Below are 18,100 nucleotides of genomic sequence, written 5' to 3'. Positions count from 1 at the left end.
CAAGCCGATCTGGATGAACAGCCTGAACCACCGACACCGTCCGAGGAGCCTGACGCATGAAGTTCGACTCCCTTACCCTCGCGCTCGGCGCGGCGACGGTTGCCCTCGCGGCCGTCGCCGTCAGCCTGAGCATGGGCGCCGGTCAGGACATCGACTGGTTGCCGGCCGGCGAAGCGCGCCAAGCCACGCCAACCGCCGGGCCTGCGGCATTGCCTGCCCTGCCGGCCCAGGCCCTCGCGCTGACGTGGCAGCAATCGATGTTCAGCCCGGACCGCAAGCCTGATCTGGTCACCGGCAAATCCCAGGCCTCGTCCCTGGATGGCATCAGCCTGAGCGGCGTGATCATCGACGGCGCCTCACAGTGGGTGCTGCTGCAGTTGCCGCAGAAGCGCCGCCTGAAGCTGGCCGTCGGCAGCACCCTGGACAACGGCTGGACCCTGGATTCGGTCACGCCGCAACACGCCACTTTCAGCCATCAGGGCCAGACCCGGGAACTGCGTCTGCCCATTCTGCGCCTTCCGCCGCCGTCGAAAGTCCCCCCTATTACTCTTCCAAACGTACCCACACCATGAACAATCGCACCCCTGAGTTTTCCCGTCTGCGCAGCCCGTTGTTGTGCCTGGCCACCGCCGTGGCCCTGGCCGGATGCGCGTCCACTCCGGAACGTTTCGAAAACGATCCGGCCCTGATGCAGGAAGCACTCAATGGCACCGGCTCGCAGCGAGGCCCGGTCAGCGATCCGGTTGAGGCGCCGAGCCCGAACAACCCCGGCGCCAAGCCTGCGCCCGCGCGCCAGCAGATCATTCGTGGCAACCAGACCTTCGTGCGCGGTGCGGGCCCGGCCCAGACCGGCGCGGGTGGAAAAGGCGCGTCGGCGGCCGGTGACATCACGTTCAACTTCGCCAATCAGCCCATCGAAGCGGTGATCAACACCGTGCTCGGCGATTTGCTGCACGAGAACTACAGCATCAATCAGGGCGTAAAAGGCGACGTCAGCTTCTCGACCTCGCAGCCGGTGAACAAGCAGCAGGCGCTGTCGATTCTGGAAACGCTGCTGTCGTGGACCGACAACGCAATGATCCGCCAAGGCGACCGTTACGTGATCCTGCCGGCCAATCAGGCCGTTGCCGGCAAGCTGGTGCCGGAGATGCCGGTGGCGCGACCGTCCACCGGGCTGTCGGCGCGGTTGTTCCCGCTACGTTTCATCTCGGCCACCGAGATGCAGAAGCTACTCAAGCCCTTCGCCCGGGACAACGCGTTCCTGCTGGTCGATCCGGCGCGCAACGTGTTGAGCCTCGCCGGTACGCCGGATGAACTGGCCAATTACCAGGACACCATCGACACCTTCGACGTCGACTGGCTCAAGGGCATGTCCATCGCCGTCTACGGCCTGCAACGCGCGAGCGTCGGCGAGCTGATGCCCGAGCTGCAGAAGATGTTCGGCCCGGACAGCGGTATGCCGTTGGCGGGCATGGTCAAGTTTCTGCCGATCGAGCGGACCAACTCGGTGGTGGCGATTTCTTCCCAGCCGCGCTACCTGAGCGAAGTCGGCGACTGGATTCACACCATCGACGAAGGCGGCGGCAACGAGCCGCAGATGTACGTCTACGACGTGCGCAACATGAAGGCCTCGGACCTGGCCAAATACCTGCGGCAGATCTACGGCAACGGCCAGATCAAGGACGACAGCGCGGCCAAGGTTGCACCGGGTCTGCGCACGCGTTCGCTGTCCTCGCTCAACGGCAGTGGCACCGGCAGCAGCGGCGGCCTGAGCGGCAGCGGTCAGGGCCTGAACAGCAGCTCCTCCGGGATCGGTGGCGGCATGGGTTCAGGGATGAGTGGCGCCAATGGTGGTTTGCAAACCGGCACTCAGCAAGGCGATGAAGAGCAGGACGGCGAGACGTCCGAAGACAGCGCAGACAGCAGCGGTCAGGGCGACACCTCGGACGCCGCGGCCAGCGGCTCTGGCGCCAGCAAGCGTCTGGACGACAGCACCCGCATCACCGCCCAGCAGAGCAGCAACCAGTTGCTGATCCGCACGCGTCCGGCCCAGTGGGCGGAGATCGAATCCGCCATCAAGCGCCTGGACAACGCGCCGATGCAGGTACAGATCGAGACGCGAATTCTTGAAGTCAACCTGACCGGCGAGCTGGACCTTGGCGTGCAGTGGTACCTCGGCCGTCTGGCCGGCAATTCCACCAACACCACCGTGGCGAACACTGCCGGCAGTCAGGGCGCATTGGGCGGCGGCGGTGCTGGGCTCGGCGCCACCGATTCGCTGTTTTATTCGTTCGTCAGCAATAACCTGCAGATCGCCCTTCACGCGCTGGAACAGAGCGGCCGCACGCAAGTGCTGTCGGCGCCGTCGCTGGTGGTGATGAACAACCAGCAGGCGCAGATTCAGGTCGGTGACAACATCCCGATCAGCCAGACCACGGTCAACACCTCGGCCACCACCGCTACCCTGAGCAGCGTCGAATACGTGCAGACCGGGGTCATCCTCGACGTCGTGCCGCGCATCAATCCGGGCGGCCTGGTGTACATGGACATTCAACAGCAGGTCAGCGACGCCAATGACACGTCGACTGACGCCAACGGCAACCCGCGGATCTCGACCCGCTCGGTGTCGACCCAGGTGGCGGTGCAGAGCGGTCAGACCGTGTTGCTCGGCGGCCTGATCAAACAGGACAACGCCGACACCGTGTCCGCCGTGCCGTACCTGGGCCGCATCCCGGGCCTGCGCTGGCTGTTCGGCAATACCAGCAAGAGCAAGAAGCGCACCGAACTGGTCGTGCTGATCACCCCACGGGTCATCACCAGCAACAGCCAGGCGCGGCAAGTGACCGATGACTATCGCCAGCAGTTGCAGCTGATCAAGCCGACACCGCCGATGGGTAGCCGGTAGTTTGTTGATCGTTCCCACGCTCCGCGTGGGAATGCCGCCCCGGACGCTCCGCGTCCGTTCGCTGGAGGCTGTTTAAGGCCTGGGGGCGGGATGACGCGGCGCGTCACGGGAGGCATACCCACGCAGAGCGTGGGCACGAGCATCAGAAGTGATTGTGCGCTTGGCAATCCGCAGGGCCGTGGTAAAACAGGTTTTCAAACGAAACGCTTACCACGACCTTAAAGGACCGAGGCCCATGCCCTTCGATCTTCATCACCTTCTGCTCGTCTATACGGCCTACATCGTCGGCGCGGCGAGTCCCGGGCCGAGCAACATGCGCATCATGGGCGTGGCGATGCACCGGGGCCGACGCCCGGCGCTGATGCTGGCGGCAGGCGTGATCAGCGGGTCGTTTTTCTGGGGTTCGATGGCGGCCACCGGTGTTTCCGCCGTGCTCACGCAATACGCCGAAGCGCTCACGCTGCTGAAAATCCTCGGCGGCGCCTACCTGCTGTTTCTCGCCTTCAAAGCGGCCCGCTCCGCGCTAACCTCCACCGAAAAGGTAGAACGCGAGATCGCTAACGCACTGGCGCTTTCTGGCTGGCGCCTTTACCAGCGCGGCCTGCTCATGCACCTCACCAATCCCAAGGCGCTGCTGGGCTGGGTGGCGACGATGACGCTGGGGTTGGGTGCGCAAGCGACGCCGCAAACCGTCGCGGTCATCCTTGCCGGTTGCGCGGTACTCAGCGTGACCATCTTCTGTGGCTACGCGCTGGTGTTTTCGACCGCGCCGATGATCCGTGCATACCGCAGGACGCGCCGCTGGATCGAAGGCACTCTCGCCCTGGTTTACGCCACGGCGGGCCTGAAATTGCTTTACTCGCGCCCGTGAAACTCTAAGCCGCCCGCGCACACCAAGACAGTACCCAACACTGGCGGGTATGAGCCCGAGAGAGAGCACGCAATTGGACAGCAACGACGGTCTGCATTTTCCCGACGACGAATTGGCGCAGGCACGGCGCTTCAACCAGAAGCTGGCCTGGCTGCCGCGCTTTCGTATCCGCAACCGCTTCACCCCGCTTTTGATTCAGTCGCTGTTGCGCGTCGGTCAGCTGAATGGCGCGGCGAAACTGGCCCGCCATGGCCTGCACGCCGAACGCACCACGGCGTTTATCGACGGTCATCGCGTGCCGGTACAGATCATCCGGCCCAAGGGCAAGGCCAAAGGCGTGGTGCTGGACATTCATGGCGGCGGCTGGGTCATCGGCAACGCGCAGATGAACGACGACCTGAACATGGCCATGGTGCGGGCGTGCGATGTGGCCGTTGTTTCGGTCGATTATCGGCTGGCGGTGTCAACGCCGGTCGAAGGGCTGATGGAAGACTGCCTGGTCGCGGCGCGATGGCTGCTGGGTGACGGTTGCCCGGAGTTCGCAGGGTTGCCGGTGATCGTCGTCGGTGAATCGGCAGGCGGGCATCTGGCGGCGACGACGCTGTTGCAGCTCAAGGCCTGGCCCGAGATGTTCAAGCGGGTGTGCGGCGCCCTGCTCTATTACGGGGTTTATGACCTGACCGGCACGCCGAGCGTGCGAGCGGCAGGCAAGGACACGCTGGTGCTGGACGGACCGGGCATGGTTGCCGCCCTGCGCTTGCTCACGCCAGACATCAGCGATGCCCAGCGTCAGGCGCCGCCGCTGTCGCCGCTGTATGGGGATCTATCCGGTTTCCCGGCCGCATTGATGTGGGTCGGCGAACTGGACCCGCTGCGCGATGACACCCTGCAAATGGCGGATCGCTGGGCGAAAACCGCCGGCGTCGAAGTGCACCTGTTGCCCGACGCGCCCCACGGTTTCATCCATTTCCCGACCACGATGGCCGACCGCGTGCTGGAGCACAGCCGCGCCTGGATTCGTCAGCGCATTCAATCTGCGGCAAGTTGATCGCTTTGGTTTTAGTGGGACCGGCTTTAGCCGGGAAGGCGTCTGCGGCCACACCGCAAAATTGATGGCGTGCACACTTGCCTCTTCCCGGCTAAAGCCGGTTCCGCTAAAAGCATCGAGTGCAGCCATCGGGATCCCGCTGATGCCGGTCCTGCAATAAGCAACCTGATCGAACCCCTTGCGCGCTCCCGGGTCTGCTCATCTATTGCTTAACCGGAGAACCTTCGATGTCCCCGCATCACACCCTTGTCCTGCTTGCCCGTTCGGGCTACGCCGCCCGCGGCGTTCTATACCTGATCATCGGCATTTTCGCCTTGCTGGCTGCCCGCGATTCGTCACGCCCCAAAGACAGCCACAGCAGCCTCGAAGCCCTGTTCAGCCAACCGTTCGGCCACATTCTGGTGGGGCTGGTGGTGGCGGGCCTGCTCGCGTTTGCTGCCTGGCGGGTATTGCAGGCGACGCGGGACGTGGACCATCACGGCAGCGAATTCAAGGGCCTGGTGATCCGTGGCGGGCTGCTCGCGGGTGGGCTGGTCAACGGTGCGCTGGCGTTCTTTGCCCTGGGCCTGCTGATCGACGGCCTGCGCAGTTCCGGCGGTGGCGGCGGTCAGACCCAGGACCTGCTCGCCACCCTGCTGTCGTGGAAACACTCCAACCTGGTGGTCTACCTCGTTGCGCTGGTGCCCCTTGGCGTCGGCATCGCGCATTTCTTCAAGGGCTGGAAAGCTTCGTTCGAGAAGTATTTCGAGGCCGACGAAGAGGTCATGAAATACGTGACCCCGGTGTCCCGCTTCGGCCTGATCGCGCGCGGCGTGGCGTTTGTCGAAATGGGCGTGCTGCTGGCCATCAGCGGTTCGAGCTATCAGGCGATGCACCCGCCCGGTCTGAAAGACGCGCTCAACGCCCTGCAAAACCTGCCCGCCGGGGGCGTGGTGCTGATGGTCATGGCGTTGGGGCTGATCGCATTTTCGGTGTACAGCTTTGCCGAAGCCGCCTGGCGCCGGATCAACATGGACGTGCCCGGAATGGCGCACGTCTGACTTTCAGTTCAATGCGCCCTCTTCAGGGCGCTGCTGCTGAATCGGCAGCTCGATACGGAACGTCGTGCCGACCCCTTCCACGCTGCGCACGCTGATCGTTCCGCGATGCTTTTGCACAATCCCGTACGACAGCGACAGTCCCAGCCCGGTGCCCTGGCCCACCGGTTTGGTGGTGAAGAACGGGTCGAAAATCTTCGGCAGCACGTCCGGGGCAATGCCGCTCCCGGTGTCGCTGATCTCAAGCCACACGCTTTCCCCCTGCACGCCGTTGCGCAAGGTAATGGTGCCGCGCTCCGGGCCAATCGCCTGGGCCGCGTTCACCACCAGATTCATGATCACTTGATTGAGCTGCGCCGGCAGGCATTCGATGTCCGGCAACGGCACATAGTGTTTGACGATGTCCGCCTTGCACTTGACCGCATAGGCGGCGATGTTCAGCGTCGAATCGATACCCCGCTGCAGGCTCGCCCACTGCCATTGCGGGTGGGTGTCGGCCCGGGAAAAGTCCTTGAGGTCCTTGATGATCTGCGCGGCGCCGGCCACCCCCTCCCGCGACTCCTGAATCAATAACGGGATTTCCGCCTCGACAAAGGCCAGGTCCAGGCGCGTTTTCAGGGCATTGAGTGATTCAAGCACCTCAGCCACTCCGAGCTGATCCTCGGCCGCTTTGTAGGCCTCAAGCACTTCCTGGATCTTGCCGAAATAGACCGCCAGGGTGCCGAGGTTCGACGAGATGAAACCGATGGGGTTGTTGATCTCGTGGGCGATTCCGGCGGCCATCTGCCCCAGTGAGGCGAGCTTTTCAGCCCCGATCAACTGGCTCTCCAGCTGCTTGCGCTCGTCGATCTCGACCTGCAACGCATGACTGGCCTGTCTGAATTCCCGGGTGCGCTCCTCGACGCGCTGCTCCAGTCCTTCGTTGGCCGCCCGCAGGTCCTCGTTGACCCGGTTGATCACCTGATAACTGTGCAGCAGCCAGCGACCCAGCAGCACCAGCAGGCAGACGGAAATGATCGAGAATATCTGCAGGAGCAACATGATCGACCAAGCGCCTCAATCCGTGGACTCATGCCCTTGTGTCGGCCTGCCGAAGGTGAAGTTGAGGGGGCGATTTATATTGCGCGAAAGCCGCGAAGAGTCGCGATATCTCAACTAATCTTGCGGCATCCAGCTGTCCTTGTCGGTGATGATGCCAGTCGGGGTGGCAGCCAGGGCACGGGCACGATGTCGGTACGAACGGGGGTCAATCATGGAAGCCTCAACCAGTGTTTCGTTGCAGCAACGCCCCACCGTCCTGCTGGTGGACGATGAAGAGTCGATTCTGAACAGCCTGCGCCGCCTGCTTCGCGAGCAGCCCTATGACCTGCTGCTGGCCACCAGCGGCGAACAGGCCCTGGCGATCATGGCCGAAAAGCCGGTTGATCTGATCGTCAGCGACGCGCGCATGCCGGGCATGGACGGCGCGGCGCTGCTGGCGCGGGTCTACAGCCTGTACCCGGACACCACGCGTATCCTGCTGACCGGCTACGCCGACCTTGAAACCATCGTCAAAGCCATCAACCAGGGCCATGTGCATCGTTACATCGCCAAGCCCTGGACCGACGAAGAGCTGGTGCTGACCCTGCGTCAGTCCCTGGCATTCCAGTTTTCCGAACGCGAAAGACAGCGCCTTGAACAGCTCACCCAGCGGCAGAACGATGAGCTGAAAAGCCTCAACGCCACCCTTGAAAAACGTGTACTGGCACGCACCGCCGAATTGCAGCAGACCGCCGACATGCTTGATCTGGCCTATGACGAGCTCAAGCACAGTTACGCCACCGGCACCGAGGTGTTTTCGATGCTGGTCAATCAGCGCCTGCCCGTGGACAAGCAGACCAATCGCGACGTCATCGACCTGATCAATGCGTGCAGCAGCCAACTCAATCTGGACGAGTCCACCCGCCGCGACCTGTGCATGGCCGCCGCGCTGTACAACATCGGCAAGCTCGGCTGGAGCGACGCGCTGATCAACACGCCGTCGGACATGGTCAGCCACGCCGACCGCGACACCTGGCGCAGTTACCCGCGGCAGAGCGAATCGTTGCTGATGACCCTCGAACCCATCCAGGACGCTGCCAGTCTGATTCTGCATCACCAGGAGCGCTGGGACGGCAGCGGCTTTCCGGCGCACCTCAAGAGTGAAGCGATTCCCTACGGCGCACGGCTGCTCAAGCTGGCCGTGGACTTCATCGAACTGCAGCGCGGGCTGATTCTGGAAAGACACCTGAGCAGCGGCGAGGCCTTGCTGTTCATCCGCCGCTACGCCGGCAAGCTCTACGACCCCGGCCTGATCGAGGATTTCGCCAAGGCCTGCGCGGCGTACCTGGACGATGCGGTGCTCAACGACCCGACCGTCAAGGCCGTGACTACCCGCGAGCTGGTGCCGGGCATGATTCTGGTGCGCAACCTGAACGCCGACAACGGCATGCTGCTGCTGAACGCGGGCAAGGTGGTCAACGCCGCGCTGATCGACAAACTGGCGGCCTTCGAGGCCATCGAAAACAAGACCCGCTACAGCATTTTCGTGCGCCTGCCCGAACACGTTCCGGGGTCAGAACCGCCGAAAACCCACTGGACTCAGGTCGGTTGATGCGCTGAGCAATCGATGCACAGAAATCGACGGCGCCTGAACCGCCCTCTTCCCGGTTGTAGGACTGGCTTTAGCCGGGAAAGCGTCAGGTGGCGCGCTGCGAAATTGAGGGTGAATGCACGGGCCTATTCCCGGCTGAAGCCGGTCCCACTAAAAAGCATTGCATGCATCCAGTGCGGTGACCTGCAGCCTCGCCAGAGCATGCTTCATGTTCAGCTCCGATTAAGTATCCGGGCGCTAACTTAGCGGAACGGGCATCTGTGAGTGCCAAATAACTTGGATGGAGCGGTTAAAAAACATTGGCAAATTCGGCTGTTTATAGCCCTCTGTCGACAACTATCGAAATGCTGAACCCAAGCTGTCTGAACATTAAATAACAGCCCGTTTGTTAATACGTCACCCGAAACAAAAACAATACTCGAACAACCGTCACATTCAGCTGATAGCCCCGTAGCGACTGGCTATGGCGTACTGAAGAACACACACGGAAAACTGACGCAGCGCCCACGTTATTTTCATATTGGCGAGATTAACCTCCGGATAACGCAATACCCGAACTACTTGATCAGATCTGGTCATCTGATGAACAAGTCGTCTATATGACGCGGTGCCCATTACGGCACTGTGATGAATACCTGCACGCGATTTAAATGACTTTCCAGCCGGTGCACAGTGGCGCCAGCGGACGGGTGTGTTCAAACCTTGAACTTCAGTGGGACGTCCTCTTTATGAATGAGGCTTTTCTTCCTTTTTCCCGCCCCAGTATCGGCGATGAAGAAGTGGCGGCGGTGACCCGCGTGCTGCGCTCCGGCTGGATCACCACGGGCGCCGAATGCCAGCAGCTTGAAGCGCAGTTCGCCGAACGGGTCGGTGCCCGGCATGCCGTCGCGGTTTCATCGGCGACAGGCGCCATGCACATCGCCTTGCTCGCCCTGGGCGTCGGCCCCGGTGATGAAGTGATCACGCCCTCGCAAACCTGGGTCTCGACCGCCAACATGATCTGCCTGCTGGGCGCCACCCCGGTGTTTGTCGATGTCGACCGCGACACGCTGATGACCGACGCGGCGCTGATCGAACAGGCCATCACCCCACGCACCAAAGCCATTGTCCCGGTGCATTACGCCGGCGCGGCCTGTGACCTCGACCCGATTTATGCCCTCGCGGAGCGCCACGGCATCGCCGTCATCGAAGACGCCGCCCACGCGGCGGGCACGGCCTACAACGGCCGGCCGGTGGGCAGCCGTGGCACGGCGATTTTTTCCTTTCATGCGATCAAGAACATGACCTGCGCAGAAGGCGCGATGTTCGTCACCGATCTGGCCGTATTGGCAGATCGGGTGCGTCAGCTGAAATTCCACGGCCTCGGCGTCGATGCCTACGACCGTCTGACGCTGGGCCGCAAACCCCAGGCCGAAGTTATCGAGCCCGGCTTCAAGTACAACCTGGCGGACATCAACGCCAGCCTGGCCCTCGTGCAACTGCACCGGCTCGATCACATGAACGCGCAACGCCGCCGGCTCGCCGAGCACTATCTGCAGCGACTGGGAAACAGCCCGGTCATGCCGCTCTCCCAGCCCGTTTACCCGCAACAACACGCCTGGCACCTGTTCATCCTGCGCATCGACCCCGAGCGCTGCGGTCTGGACCGCGACGGGTTCATGAAAGCCCTGCAAGAGCGCGGCATTGGCACCGGCATTCACTTCATCGCCACCCATCTGCACCGCTATTACCGCCAGCGTTTCCCGGACGTGCACCTGCCGAACACCGAGTGGAATTCGTCGCGGCTGTGTTCGATCCCGCTGTTCCCGGACATGACCGGCGACGATGTCGAGCGCGTCGTCGGTGCCATTGAATCCATCGTCGGAGCGCGCCCTTGAAAGCCTATCCCGTCCGCTGTGTGTCCGTTGTGATCCCGGTCTACAACGAGGAGCAGAGCCTGCCCGAGTTGCTGCGCCGCACCGAGGCGGCTTGCGCCCTGTTGAACTGCGCCTACGAAATCGTCCTGGTCGACGATGGCAGCCGAGACGCCTCGGCCGAGCTGCTTCAAGAAGCCGCCGAGCGACAAGGCAGCCACGTGGTGGCGGTCATTCTCAACCGCAATTACGGTCAGCACGCGGCAATCATGGCGGGGTTCGAGCAGTGCAAGGGCGACGTGGTGATCACCCTGGACGCCGACCTGCAGAACCCGCCCGAAGAGATTCCCCGTCTGGTGCGCCTCGCCGGACAGGGCTACGACGTGGTCGGCACGGTGCGCAACCAGCGGCAGGATTCCGCCTGGCGGCGCTGGCCGTCGAAACTGATCAACCTGGCCGTGCAGCGCTCCACCGGCGTGGCGATGAACGACTACGGCTGCATGCTCCGCGCCTACCGACGCAACATCGTCGACGCCATGCTCGCCTGCCGGGAGCGCAGTACTTTTATTCCGATTCTGGCCAACAGCTTCGCCCGGCACACCACGGAAATCCTGGTCGAGCACGCCGAGCGCGAGCACGGCGATTCCAAATACAGCCCCATGCGCCTGATCAACCTGATGTTCGACCTGATCACCTGCATGACCACCACGCCCCTACGCCTGCTGAGCATTGTCGGTTTTGGCATGGCGCTGCTCGGCGTGCTGTTCGCGTTGGCGCTGGTCGCCCTGCGGCTGATCTTCGGCGCGCCGTGGGCCGGGCACGGCACCTTCGTCCTGTTTGCGGTGCTGTTCGTGTTCACCGGCGGGCAGTTCATCGGCATGGGCCTGCTCGGCGAATACCTCGGCCGCATGTACAGCGACGTGCGCGCACGGCCGCGTTTCTTCATTGAAAAAGTCGTGCGCGGATCCCCCGTGATTGCGCTCGACGCCCCCGCTTCTGCCCCCGCTTACGCCCACAAGGTTGCGCCATGAACAAGAAAGCTGTCGTTTTTGCTTACCACGATATTGGCTGCGCTGGCCTGCAGGCCCTGCTCGACGCCGGGTATGAGATCGCTGCGGTGTTCACCCACGCCGACGACCCCAAGGAAAAAACCTTCTTCGGCTCGGTGGCCCAGCTGTGCGCTCGACACGACATTGCCGTGCACGCCCCGGAAGACCCCAACCACCCGCTGTGGCTTGAGCGCATCGCCCGGCTTGCCCCCGATTTCATCTTCTCCTTCTACTACCGCCAGTTGCTCAGCGAACCGCTGTTGGCCTGCGCAAAAGACGGTGCGTTCAACCTGCACGGTTCGCTGCTGCCCAGGTATCGGGGCCGGGCGCCGGCCAATTGGGTGCTGGTGAACGGCGAAAGCGAAACCGGCGTGACCTTGCATCAGATGGTCAAGCGCGCCGACGCAGGGCCCATCTTCGCCCAGCAACGCATCGCCATCAGCCCGACAGAAACGGCGCTGACCCTGCACGGCAAGTTGCGTGAAGCCGCGGCGGACCTGCTCTCGGAAACCCTGCTATTGCTTGCCCGGGGTCAGTTGTCGGGGACACCCCAGGATGAATCCGCCGCCACCTGTTACGGCCGGCGCACCGCTGCCGACGGCTTGATCGACTGGTCGCTGCAGGCGACGCGGCTGGGCAATCTAGTGCGGGCGGTGACCCAGCCCTACCCTGGCGCGTTCTGCCCGGTGGGCGAGCACAAACTGATTGTCTGGGCCGCGCGAGCAGAGACCGGCTACACCGGCGAAGCGCCCGGCACCGTGCTCGGTTGCGAGCCGTTGCGCATTGCGTGCGGCGAAGGCTCGCTGGTGATCAGTGCCGGTCAGCGCGGCGACGACGGCCTGTACCTGAGCGGCGCGCAACTGGCTCGCGAGTTCGGTCTGGTGGAGGGTTCGCGCTTGCAGGGCATTGACCCGCGCCGCCCGGTCCGGCGCACCCGCGTGCTGATCCTCGGGGTCAACGGCTTCATCGGCAATCACCTGTCCGAGCGTTTGCTGCAGGACGACCGTTACGAAATCTATGGCATGGACATTGGTTCGGACGCCATCGAACGCCTGCGCGCCAGGCCGAATTTCCACTTCATCGAAGGCGACATCAGCATCCACTCCGAGTGGATCGAGTACCACATCAAGAAGTGCGACGTGGTGCTGCCGCTGGTCGCCATCGCCACGCCCATCGAATACACGCGCAACCCGCTGCGGGTGTTCGAGCTGGACTTCGAAGAAAACCTGAAAATCGTCCGTTACTGCGTCAAATACAACAAGCGGGTGATCTTCCCGTCGACGTCCGAGGTGTACGGCATGTGCCAGGACGCCAGCTTCGACGAGGACACCTCGAACCTGGTGGTCGGCCCGATCAACAAACAGCGCTGGATTTACTCGGTGTCCAAGCAGTTACTCGACCGGGTGATATGGGCCTACGGGCAGAAGGGTTTGCAGTTCACCCTGTTCCGCCCGTTCAACTGGATGGGGCCGCGGCTGGACCGCCTGGACTCCGCGCGCATCGGCAGTTCGCGGGCCATCACTCAGCTGATTCTGCACCTGGTGGACGGCACGCCGATCCGGCTGGTGGACGGCGGCGCGCAGAAACGCTGCTTCACCGACGTTGTCGACGGCATCGAAGCCCTGGCGCGGATCATCGAAAACAAGGGCGGCCATTGCAACGGCCAGATCATCAACATCGGCAACCCCGACAACGAGGCCAGCATTCGCCAATTGGGAACCGAGCTGCTGCGCCAGTTCGAAGCCCACCCGCTGCGCCACAACTTCCCGCCCTTCGCCGGGTTCCGTGAGGTTGAAAGCCAGTCGTTCTACGGCAAGGGCTATCAGGACGTCAGCCACCGCAAACCGAGCATCGACAATGCACGGCGGTTGATCAGCTGGACACCGACCATCGAGCTGAGCGAAACCATCGGCAAGACCCTGGACTTCTTCCTGCGGGAAGCCATGGCGGAAAAGGCCGAACTGACCGTCACCACCGGCGCGCGCGGCTGATGAAGGCCGGCCTGCGCATCGACGTCGACACTTGGCGCGGCACTCGCGACGGTGTGCCGCGACTGCTGGACCTGCTCGACGAAGCGCAGGTCAAGGCGACGTTTTTCTTCAGCGTCGGCCCGGACAACATGGGCCGCCATTTGTGGCGCCTGGCGCGTCCGCAATTCCTCTGGAAAATGCTGCGCTCCCGGGCGGCCAGTCTGTACGGCTGGGACATTCTGCTGGCCGGTACCGCGTGGCCGGGTAAACCGATTGGCCGCGACCTCGGGCCGCTGATGCGCCGCGCCCGGGACGCCGGTCATGAAGTGGGCTTGCACGCCTGGGATCACCATGCCTGGCAGGCCGATGCCGGTCGCTGGAGCGAGGCTCAACTGAGTGATCAGATCCAGCGCGGCGTTGACGTTCTCAGCGATATTCTCGGCCAACCGGTGAGCTGCTCCGCCGCCGCCGGCTGGCGCGCTGATGAACGCGTGGTGCAGGCGAAAGAGGCATTCGGTTTTCGCTACAACAGTGACTGCCGGGGGACGTCGATTTTTCGCCCGATGCTGGCCGACGGCACCCTGGGCACGCCGCAGATTCCGGTGGACCTGCCGACCTACGACGAACTGGTTTCGCCCCAGCTGGACGCGCGGGCGTTCAATGACGACATCCTCGGGCGCTTCGCAGCCTCGAAGCTGAACATCTACACCGTTCACGCCGAGGTCGAAGGCATCGTCATGGCCCCGGCTTTTCGCGCGCTGTTGAGTGAGGCGAAAACCCGCGGGATCGATTTTCAGCCCCTCGGTGCGCTGCTGCCGGCTTCACTGGATCACCTGCCTTCAGGCCAGTTGGTGCGTGGCGCTTTGCGCGGGCGCGAAGGCTGGCTGGGGGTGCAGCGATGATCAAAGCCGAACAGCGCAACATCGCCCTGCTGGTGCTGGCCTTCGCCGCGTTCTACCTGCTGCCGCTGGGGTTCCACGGTTTGTGGATTCCCGATGAAACCCGCTACGCCCAGATCAGCCAGGAAATGCTGCACAGCGGTCACTGGGCCGCGCCACATTTCATGGGCCTGCGCTATTTCGAAAAACCCGCTGCGGGCTATTGGCTGATTGCCGTGGGTCAGGCGATTTTTGGCGATAACCTGTTCGGCGTGCGCATCGTGTCGGCGTTGAGCAGTGGTCTGAGCGTGGCGCTCGCGTACTGGCTCGCCGCGCGGATGTGGAACGAGCCACGCAAGAGTTTCGCCAGTGCGCTGCTGTTCATGAGCTTTGCGTTCATTGCCGGGCAAGCCGGTTACGCCAACCTCGATCCTCAGTTCACCCTGTGGGCCAACCTGACGCTGGTGGGATTCTGGTGCGCCGTTCACAGCAGCGGGCGTGCTCGACTGGGTGCCTGGGCTGTGATCGGTCTGGCCTGCGGCATCGGCTTCATGACCAAGGGTTTCCTCGCCTGGGCGCTGCCGGTGATGATCGCCCTGCCCTACATGCTCTGGCAGCGGCGCGTCGGGGAACTGCTTCGGTACGGGCCGCTGGCGGTGTTGATTGCCATCGTCGTGAGCCTGCCGTGGGTGCTCACCGTGCATGCCCGGGAACCCGACTTCTGGCGGTTCTTCTTCTGGCACGAGCACGTGCGGCGATTCGCCGGGGCCGATGCCCAGCACGCCGAACCCTGGTGGTTTTACCTGCCGCTGCTGGTGGTGTCCTGCCTGCCGTGGGCCGGGTTGTTGCCGGTCACGTTCCGCCAGGCCTGGCAGCACCGGCGTCGACCCGACATCGGCTTTCTGCTGTTGTGGCTGCTGGTGCCACTGGCGTTTCTCAGCGTCAGCAACGGCAAGCTGCCGACCTACATTCTGCCGTGCCTTATGCCGGTGGCACTGTTGATGGCCGATGGGCTGATCGAGCGCCTCAAGCAAGGTCAACTCACCGCGTTGCGCGTCAATGGCTGGCTCAACGCCGCCGTTGGTCTGCTCGGATTCGGGGCGCTGCTGTACCTGCAAATCAAACAGCCGCTGTACGACCACGAACCGCTGCACCTGTTCCTGGCGCTCATCGTCCTGACCGGCTGGTGTGCGAGCAACGCCCTGCAAGGCCTGCAACCGGTGAAGTATTGGACGGCGCCGGCATTGGGCGGTTGGCTGCTGGTGGCGCTGTTGCCGGTAGCACTTCCCTATCACGTCGTGCACAACAAGACCCCTGACCCGTTCGTGCTTGCCCATCAGGCGCAACTGGCGGCCAGCACCCACCTGTTGAGCAATGACCTGGGCGCTGCCTCGGCACTGGCCTGGCGCCTGAACAGGACCGACGTGTCGTTTTTCAACACCTGGAACGAGCTGGAATACGGCTTGGGTTATCCCGACGTGAAGGGTCGCGAAGTCACTCTTAAAGGGATTGATGAGTGGATGACCCAGGCCCGGCGCGAGGGCCAGGTCGGCGTGGTCATGCGCGGCAGAAGCGACGAGGAGCTGCGCGAACTCGAACTGCTGCCCAAGGACGCCGAGCGCTTCGACGAAGGCAACCTGATCATCCTCATTTACGGGAAGACGGCGCCATGACCTGGCTGCTGCTGTTGGGCACCTGCGGGCTGACGTGTCTGGGCCAGGTCGCGCAGAAGTGCGCGGTGGAGCGTTGGCACGGCACATTTCCGGGGGTGCTCGCCGCATTGCGCTCGTTCTGGCTGTGGCTGGCGGTGGCGTGTCTGGGCCTGGGTTTGCTGGGCTGGCTGCTGGTGTTGCAGCGCCTGGAGGTCGGCATCGCCTACCCGATGCTGGGGCTCAATGTGGTCCTGATCACTTTGGCCAGCCGCTTTGTTTTCAAGGAATCCATCGACGCCGTGCACTGGCTGGGTGTCGCGCTGATTCTGGCCGGCGTTGTGCTGCTCGGGCGCCAGGCATGAGCCGGCCGAGTGCGACCGTCTGGGCAATGGGCAGCGTGCTGCTGGTGAGTTCGGCGCAGTTGGGCATGCGCTGGGGCATGAGTCGTCTGCCCTCGCCTGCGCTGTGGTTTGAGCCGGGGAGTCTGGCGCGAATCGAGCCCGCAGCCGTGCTGGTGATCGGCGCCGCGATCATCGCCTACGCCCTGTCGATGCTCGCCTGGCTGCTGGCCCTGCGCGACCTGCCCCTAAGTCGTGCCTATTCACTGCTCAGCGTCAGCTACGTGCTGGTGTATGGGCTTGCTGCGGTTCTGCCATTTTTCAACGAGACGTTCACGGGATCGAAAACTTTGGGCGTCATGCTGATCGTGATGGGCGTGCTGACCATCAACCTTCGGCGCATTTCCAGCACTCCTCCACAGGGCTTTTCTTCATGAAAATCAGCGTTTTCGGTAGCGGGTATGTCGGGCTGGTGCAAGCCACCGTCCTTGCTGAAATCGGCCACGACGTGGTCTGCATGGACATCGATCAGGCCAAGGTCGAGCAGTTGCGGCAAGGTCAGGTGCATATTTTCGAACCGGGGCTGGCCAGCCTGGTGCGGGAGAATCTGGAAAACAAACGCCTGCAGTTCACCACCGACACCCGGCTGGCCGTCGAGCACGCCGAGGTGTTGTTCATCGCCGTCGGCACCCCGTCCCGCGACGATGGTTCCGCGGACCTGAGGGGGTTTTTCGCGGTTGGCGAGGCCATCGCCACTTACCGCTCCGAACCGCTGATCATCGTTGAAAAGTCCACCGTGCCAGTGGGCAGTGGCGATGCCCTGCGTGCACACATCGACAAAGCCCTGCGCCAGGCCGGGCGCTTGCTGCAGTTCGATATCGTCTCCAATCCCGAGTTTCTCAAAGAGGGTTCGGCGGTCAACGACTGCCGGCGTCCGGACCGGATCGTCATCGGCTGCGACAGCGATGCCGTACGCAAGGTGATGCGTGAGCTGTACGCGCCGTTCAACCGCAACCATGACCGGATCATGTTCATGGACCTGCGCAGCGCCGAGCTGACCAAGTACGCGGCCAACTGCATGCTGGCGACCAAGATCAGCTTCATCAACCAGATCGCCGAACTGGCCGAACACCTGGGGGCGGACGTTGAATCGGTGCGGCTGGGCATCGGCGCGGATTCACGGATCGGCTACGACTTCATCTACCCCGGCTGCGGTTACGGTGGATCGTGCTTCGGCAAGGACATCCGCGCCTTGATCCACAGCGCCCGGGAAGCCCACTGTTCCAACGACCTGTTGGCGGTGGTCGAAGCCATCAACGAGCGGCAGAAGAACAAACTGTTCGAGCGGGTCAAAGCCTTTTACGAAGGGGATCTGCGCGGCAAGACGTTTGCCTTGTGGGGCCTGGCGTTCAAGCCGAACACCGATGACATGCGCGACGCGCCGAGCCGGGTGCTGATGGAAGCGCTGTGGGATGCCGGCGCCACGGTGCGGGCATTTGACCCCGAGGCCATGCAAGAGACGCAGCGCCTCTACGGCAACCGCAAGGATTTGATTCTGATGGGCACGCCGGAGTCGACGTTGAACGATGCCGACGCGCTGATCATCTGCACCGAATGGCAACAGTTCAAAGCTCCGGATTTCGAACTGATCCAGCAACGCCTCGCCGCACCGGTGATCTTCGACGGCCGCAACCTGTACGACACCGAGCGGCTGGCGCGCAGCGGGTTTCACTACTACCCGATCGGGCGTGGGGACTCCTGCGAATTGCCGATCCCGCAGAAGCAGTGGCTGCCGTACAAAAACGTCGCGGGGAGTGCGATGGCGTAGAGGCCGACGCCTTCCCGGCTAAAGCCGGTCCCACACTAG

At 63.2% G+C, this 18,100-nt stretch carries 13 protein-coding genes and 2 pseudogenes; 14 read left to right on the top strand and 1 reads right to left on the bottom strand.

Annotation, left to right across the window (positions count from 1 at the left end):
- Nucleotides 1-56: 56 nt before the first annotated feature.
- The 5 genes from AC07VF_RS19160 (at nucleotide 57) to AC07VF_RS19140 (ending at nucleotide 5,864) form a co-directional block, all read left to right on the top strand.
- Nucleotides 57-572, top strand: coding sequence for a hypothetical protein (locus AC07VF_RS19160; RefSeq protein WP_346625874.1), 516 nt, complete (start codon nucleotides 57-59; stop codon nucleotides 570-572).
- Nucleotides 569-2,905, top strand: a complete 2,337-nt coding sequence (gene gspD, locus AC07VF_RS19155) for a type II secretion system secretin GspD (protein ID WP_495008017.1) — start codon at nucleotides 569-571, stop codon at nucleotides 2,903-2,905. Before AC07VF_RS19160 ends, gspD begins: the two co-directional genes overlap by 4 nt.
- Nucleotides 2,906-3,140: 235 nt before the next feature.
- On the top strand, nucleotides 3,141-3,776 hold the full coding sequence (locus AC07VF_RS19150; RefSeq protein ID WP_495008016.1) for a LysE family translocator: 636 nt from the start codon (nucleotides 3,141-3,143) through the stop codon (nucleotides 3,774-3,776).
- Between the two features lie 73 nt (nucleotides 3,777-3,849).
- Entirely contained in the window at nucleotides 3,850-4,824 is a 975-nt protein-coding gene (locus AC07VF_RS19145) for an alpha/beta hydrolase (protein ID WP_495008015.1), read from the top strand.
- A gap of 227 nt (nucleotides 4,825-5,051) precedes the next feature.
- Entirely contained in the window at nucleotides 5,052-5,864 is an 813-nt protein-coding gene (locus AC07VF_RS19140; RefSeq protein WP_423573765.1) for a DUF1206 domain-containing protein, read from the top strand.
- 3 nt (nucleotides 5,865-5,867) lie between these two features.
- Here the strand turns inward: AC07VF_RS19140 and AC07VF_RS19135 are convergent.
- Nucleotides 5,868-6,776: pseudogene (locus AC07VF_RS19135) on the bottom strand (ATP-binding protein); the annotation flags it as partial.
- A gap of 337 nt (nucleotides 6,777-7,113) precedes the next feature.
- On the opposite strand from AC07VF_RS19135, the gene nosR reads away from it, so the two are divergent.
- From nosR to AC07VF_RS19090, 9 genes and pseudogenes are all read left to right on the top strand, one after another.
- On the top strand, nucleotides 7,114-8,493 hold the full coding sequence (gene nosR / locus AC07VF_RS19130; RefSeq protein ID WP_495008014.1) for a response regulator c-di-GMP phosphodiesterase, NosR family: 1,380 nt from the start codon (nucleotides 7,114-7,116) through the stop codon (nucleotides 8,491-8,493).
- Between the two features lie 728 nt (nucleotides 8,494-9,221).
- The gene (arnB, locus tag AC07VF_RS19125; protein WP_495008013.1) at nucleotides 9,222-10,370 is read left to right on the top strand and encodes a UDP-4-amino-4-deoxy-L-arabinose aminotransferase; all 1,149 of its coding nucleotides are present in this window, start codon (nucleotides 9,222-9,224) and stop codon (nucleotides 10,368-10,370) included.
- Nucleotides 10,367-11,377 carry an undecaprenyl-phosphate 4-deoxy-4-formamido-L-arabinose transferase gene (gene arnC / locus AC07VF_RS19120; protein WP_495008012.1) on the top strand — a complete coding sequence of 337 codons (1,011 nt, stop codon included), beginning with the start codon at nucleotides 10,367-10,369 and terminating at the stop codon, nucleotides 11,375-11,377. Before arnB ends, arnC begins: the two co-directional genes overlap by 4 nt.
- On the top strand, nucleotides 11,374-13,386 hold the full coding sequence (gene arnA / locus AC07VF_RS19115; protein WP_495008011.1) for a bifunctional UDP-4-amino-4-deoxy-L-arabinose formyltransferase/UDP-glucuronic acid oxidase ArnA: 2,013 nt from the start codon (nucleotides 11,374-11,376) through the stop codon (nucleotides 13,384-13,386). Before arnC ends, arnA begins: the two co-directional genes overlap by 4 nt.
- Nucleotides 13,386-14,267 carry a 4-deoxy-4-formamido-L-arabinose-phosphoundecaprenol deformylase gene (arnD, locus tag AC07VF_RS19110; protein ID WP_495008010.1) on the top strand — a complete coding sequence of 294 codons (882 nt, stop codon included), beginning with the start codon at nucleotides 13,386-13,388 and terminating at the stop codon, nucleotides 14,265-14,267. Before arnA ends, arnD begins: the two co-directional genes overlap by 1 nt.
- Nucleotides 14,264-15,916, top strand: a complete 1,653-nt coding sequence (gene arnT, locus AC07VF_RS19105; RefSeq protein WP_495008009.1) for a lipid IV(A) 4-amino-4-deoxy-L-arabinosyltransferase — start codon at nucleotides 14,264-14,266, stop codon at nucleotides 15,914-15,916. Before arnD ends, arnT begins: the two co-directional genes overlap by 4 nt.
- Nucleotides 15,913-16,257, top strand: coding sequence for an EamA family transporter (locus AC07VF_RS19100; protein WP_282368045.1), 345 nt, complete (start codon nucleotides 15,913-15,915; stop codon nucleotides 16,255-16,257). The genes arnT and AC07VF_RS19100 overlap by 4 nt, the downstream gene beginning before the upstream one ends.
- A 26-nt stretch (nucleotides 16,258-16,283) precedes the next feature.
- Nucleotides 16,284-16,689, top strand: a pseudogene (gene arnF, locus AC07VF_RS19095) (4-amino-4-deoxy-L-arabinose-phosphoundecaprenol flippase subunit ArnF).
- On the top strand, nucleotides 16,667-18,061 hold the full coding sequence (locus AC07VF_RS19090; RefSeq protein ID WP_495008008.1) for a UDP-glucose dehydrogenase family protein: 1,395 nt from the start codon (nucleotides 16,667-16,669) through the stop codon (nucleotides 18,059-18,061). The pseudogene arnF and the gene AC07VF_RS19090 overlap by 23 nt, the downstream one beginning before the upstream one ends.
- The last annotated feature ends 39 nt before the right edge of the window (nucleotides 18,062-18,100 follow it).

The organism is Pseudomonas sp. GW821-FHT02H06 (genome assembly GCF_059421525.1).
Note: the sequence above shows the minus strand (reverse complement) of the source record. Positions and strands in the feature narration are given on the sequence as shown.

Bases quoted from the DNA above. Each gene is read 5' to 3' on its own strand.
- AC07VF_RS19160 (WP_346625874.1), top strand. From the start codon at position 57: ATGAAGTTCGACTCCCTTACCCTCGCGCTCGGCGCGGCGACGGTTGCC.
- gspD (WP_495008017.1), top strand. From the start codon at position 569: ATGAACAATCGCACCCCTGAGTTTTCCCGTCTGCGCAGCCCGTTGTTG.
- AC07VF_RS19150 (WP_495008016.1), top strand. From the start codon at position 3,141: ATGCCCTTCGATCTTCATCACCTTCTGCTCGTCTATACGGCCTACATC.
- AC07VF_RS19140 (WP_423573765.1), top strand. From the start codon at position 5,052: ATGTCCCCGCATCACACCCTTGTCCTGCTTGCCCGTTCGGGCTACGCC.
- nosR (WP_495008014.1), top strand. From the start codon at position 7,114: ATGGAAGCCTCAACCAGTGTTTCGTTGCAGCAACGCCCCACCGTCCTG.
- arnB (WP_495008013.1), top strand. From the start codon at position 9,222: ATGAATGAGGCTTTTCTTCCTTTTTCCCGCCCCAGTATCGGCGATGAA.
- arnA (WP_495008011.1), top strand. From the start codon at position 11,374: ATGAACAAGAAAGCTGTCGTTTTTGCTTACCACGATATTGGCTGCGCT.
- arnD (WP_495008010.1), top strand. From the start codon at position 13,386: ATGAAGGCCGGCCTGCGCATCGACGTCGACACTTGGCGCGGCACTCGC.
- arnT (WP_495008009.1), top strand. From the start codon at position 14,264: ATGATCAAAGCCGAACAGCGCAACATCGCCCTGCTGGTGCTGGCCTTC.
- AC07VF_RS19100 (WP_282368045.1), top strand. From the start codon at position 15,913: ATGACCTGGCTGCTGCTGTTGGGCACCTGCGGGCTGACGTGTCTGGGC.
- AC07VF_RS19090 (WP_495008008.1), top strand. From the start codon at position 16,667: ATGAAAATCAGCGTTTTCGGTAGCGGGTATGTCGGGCTGGTGCAAGCC.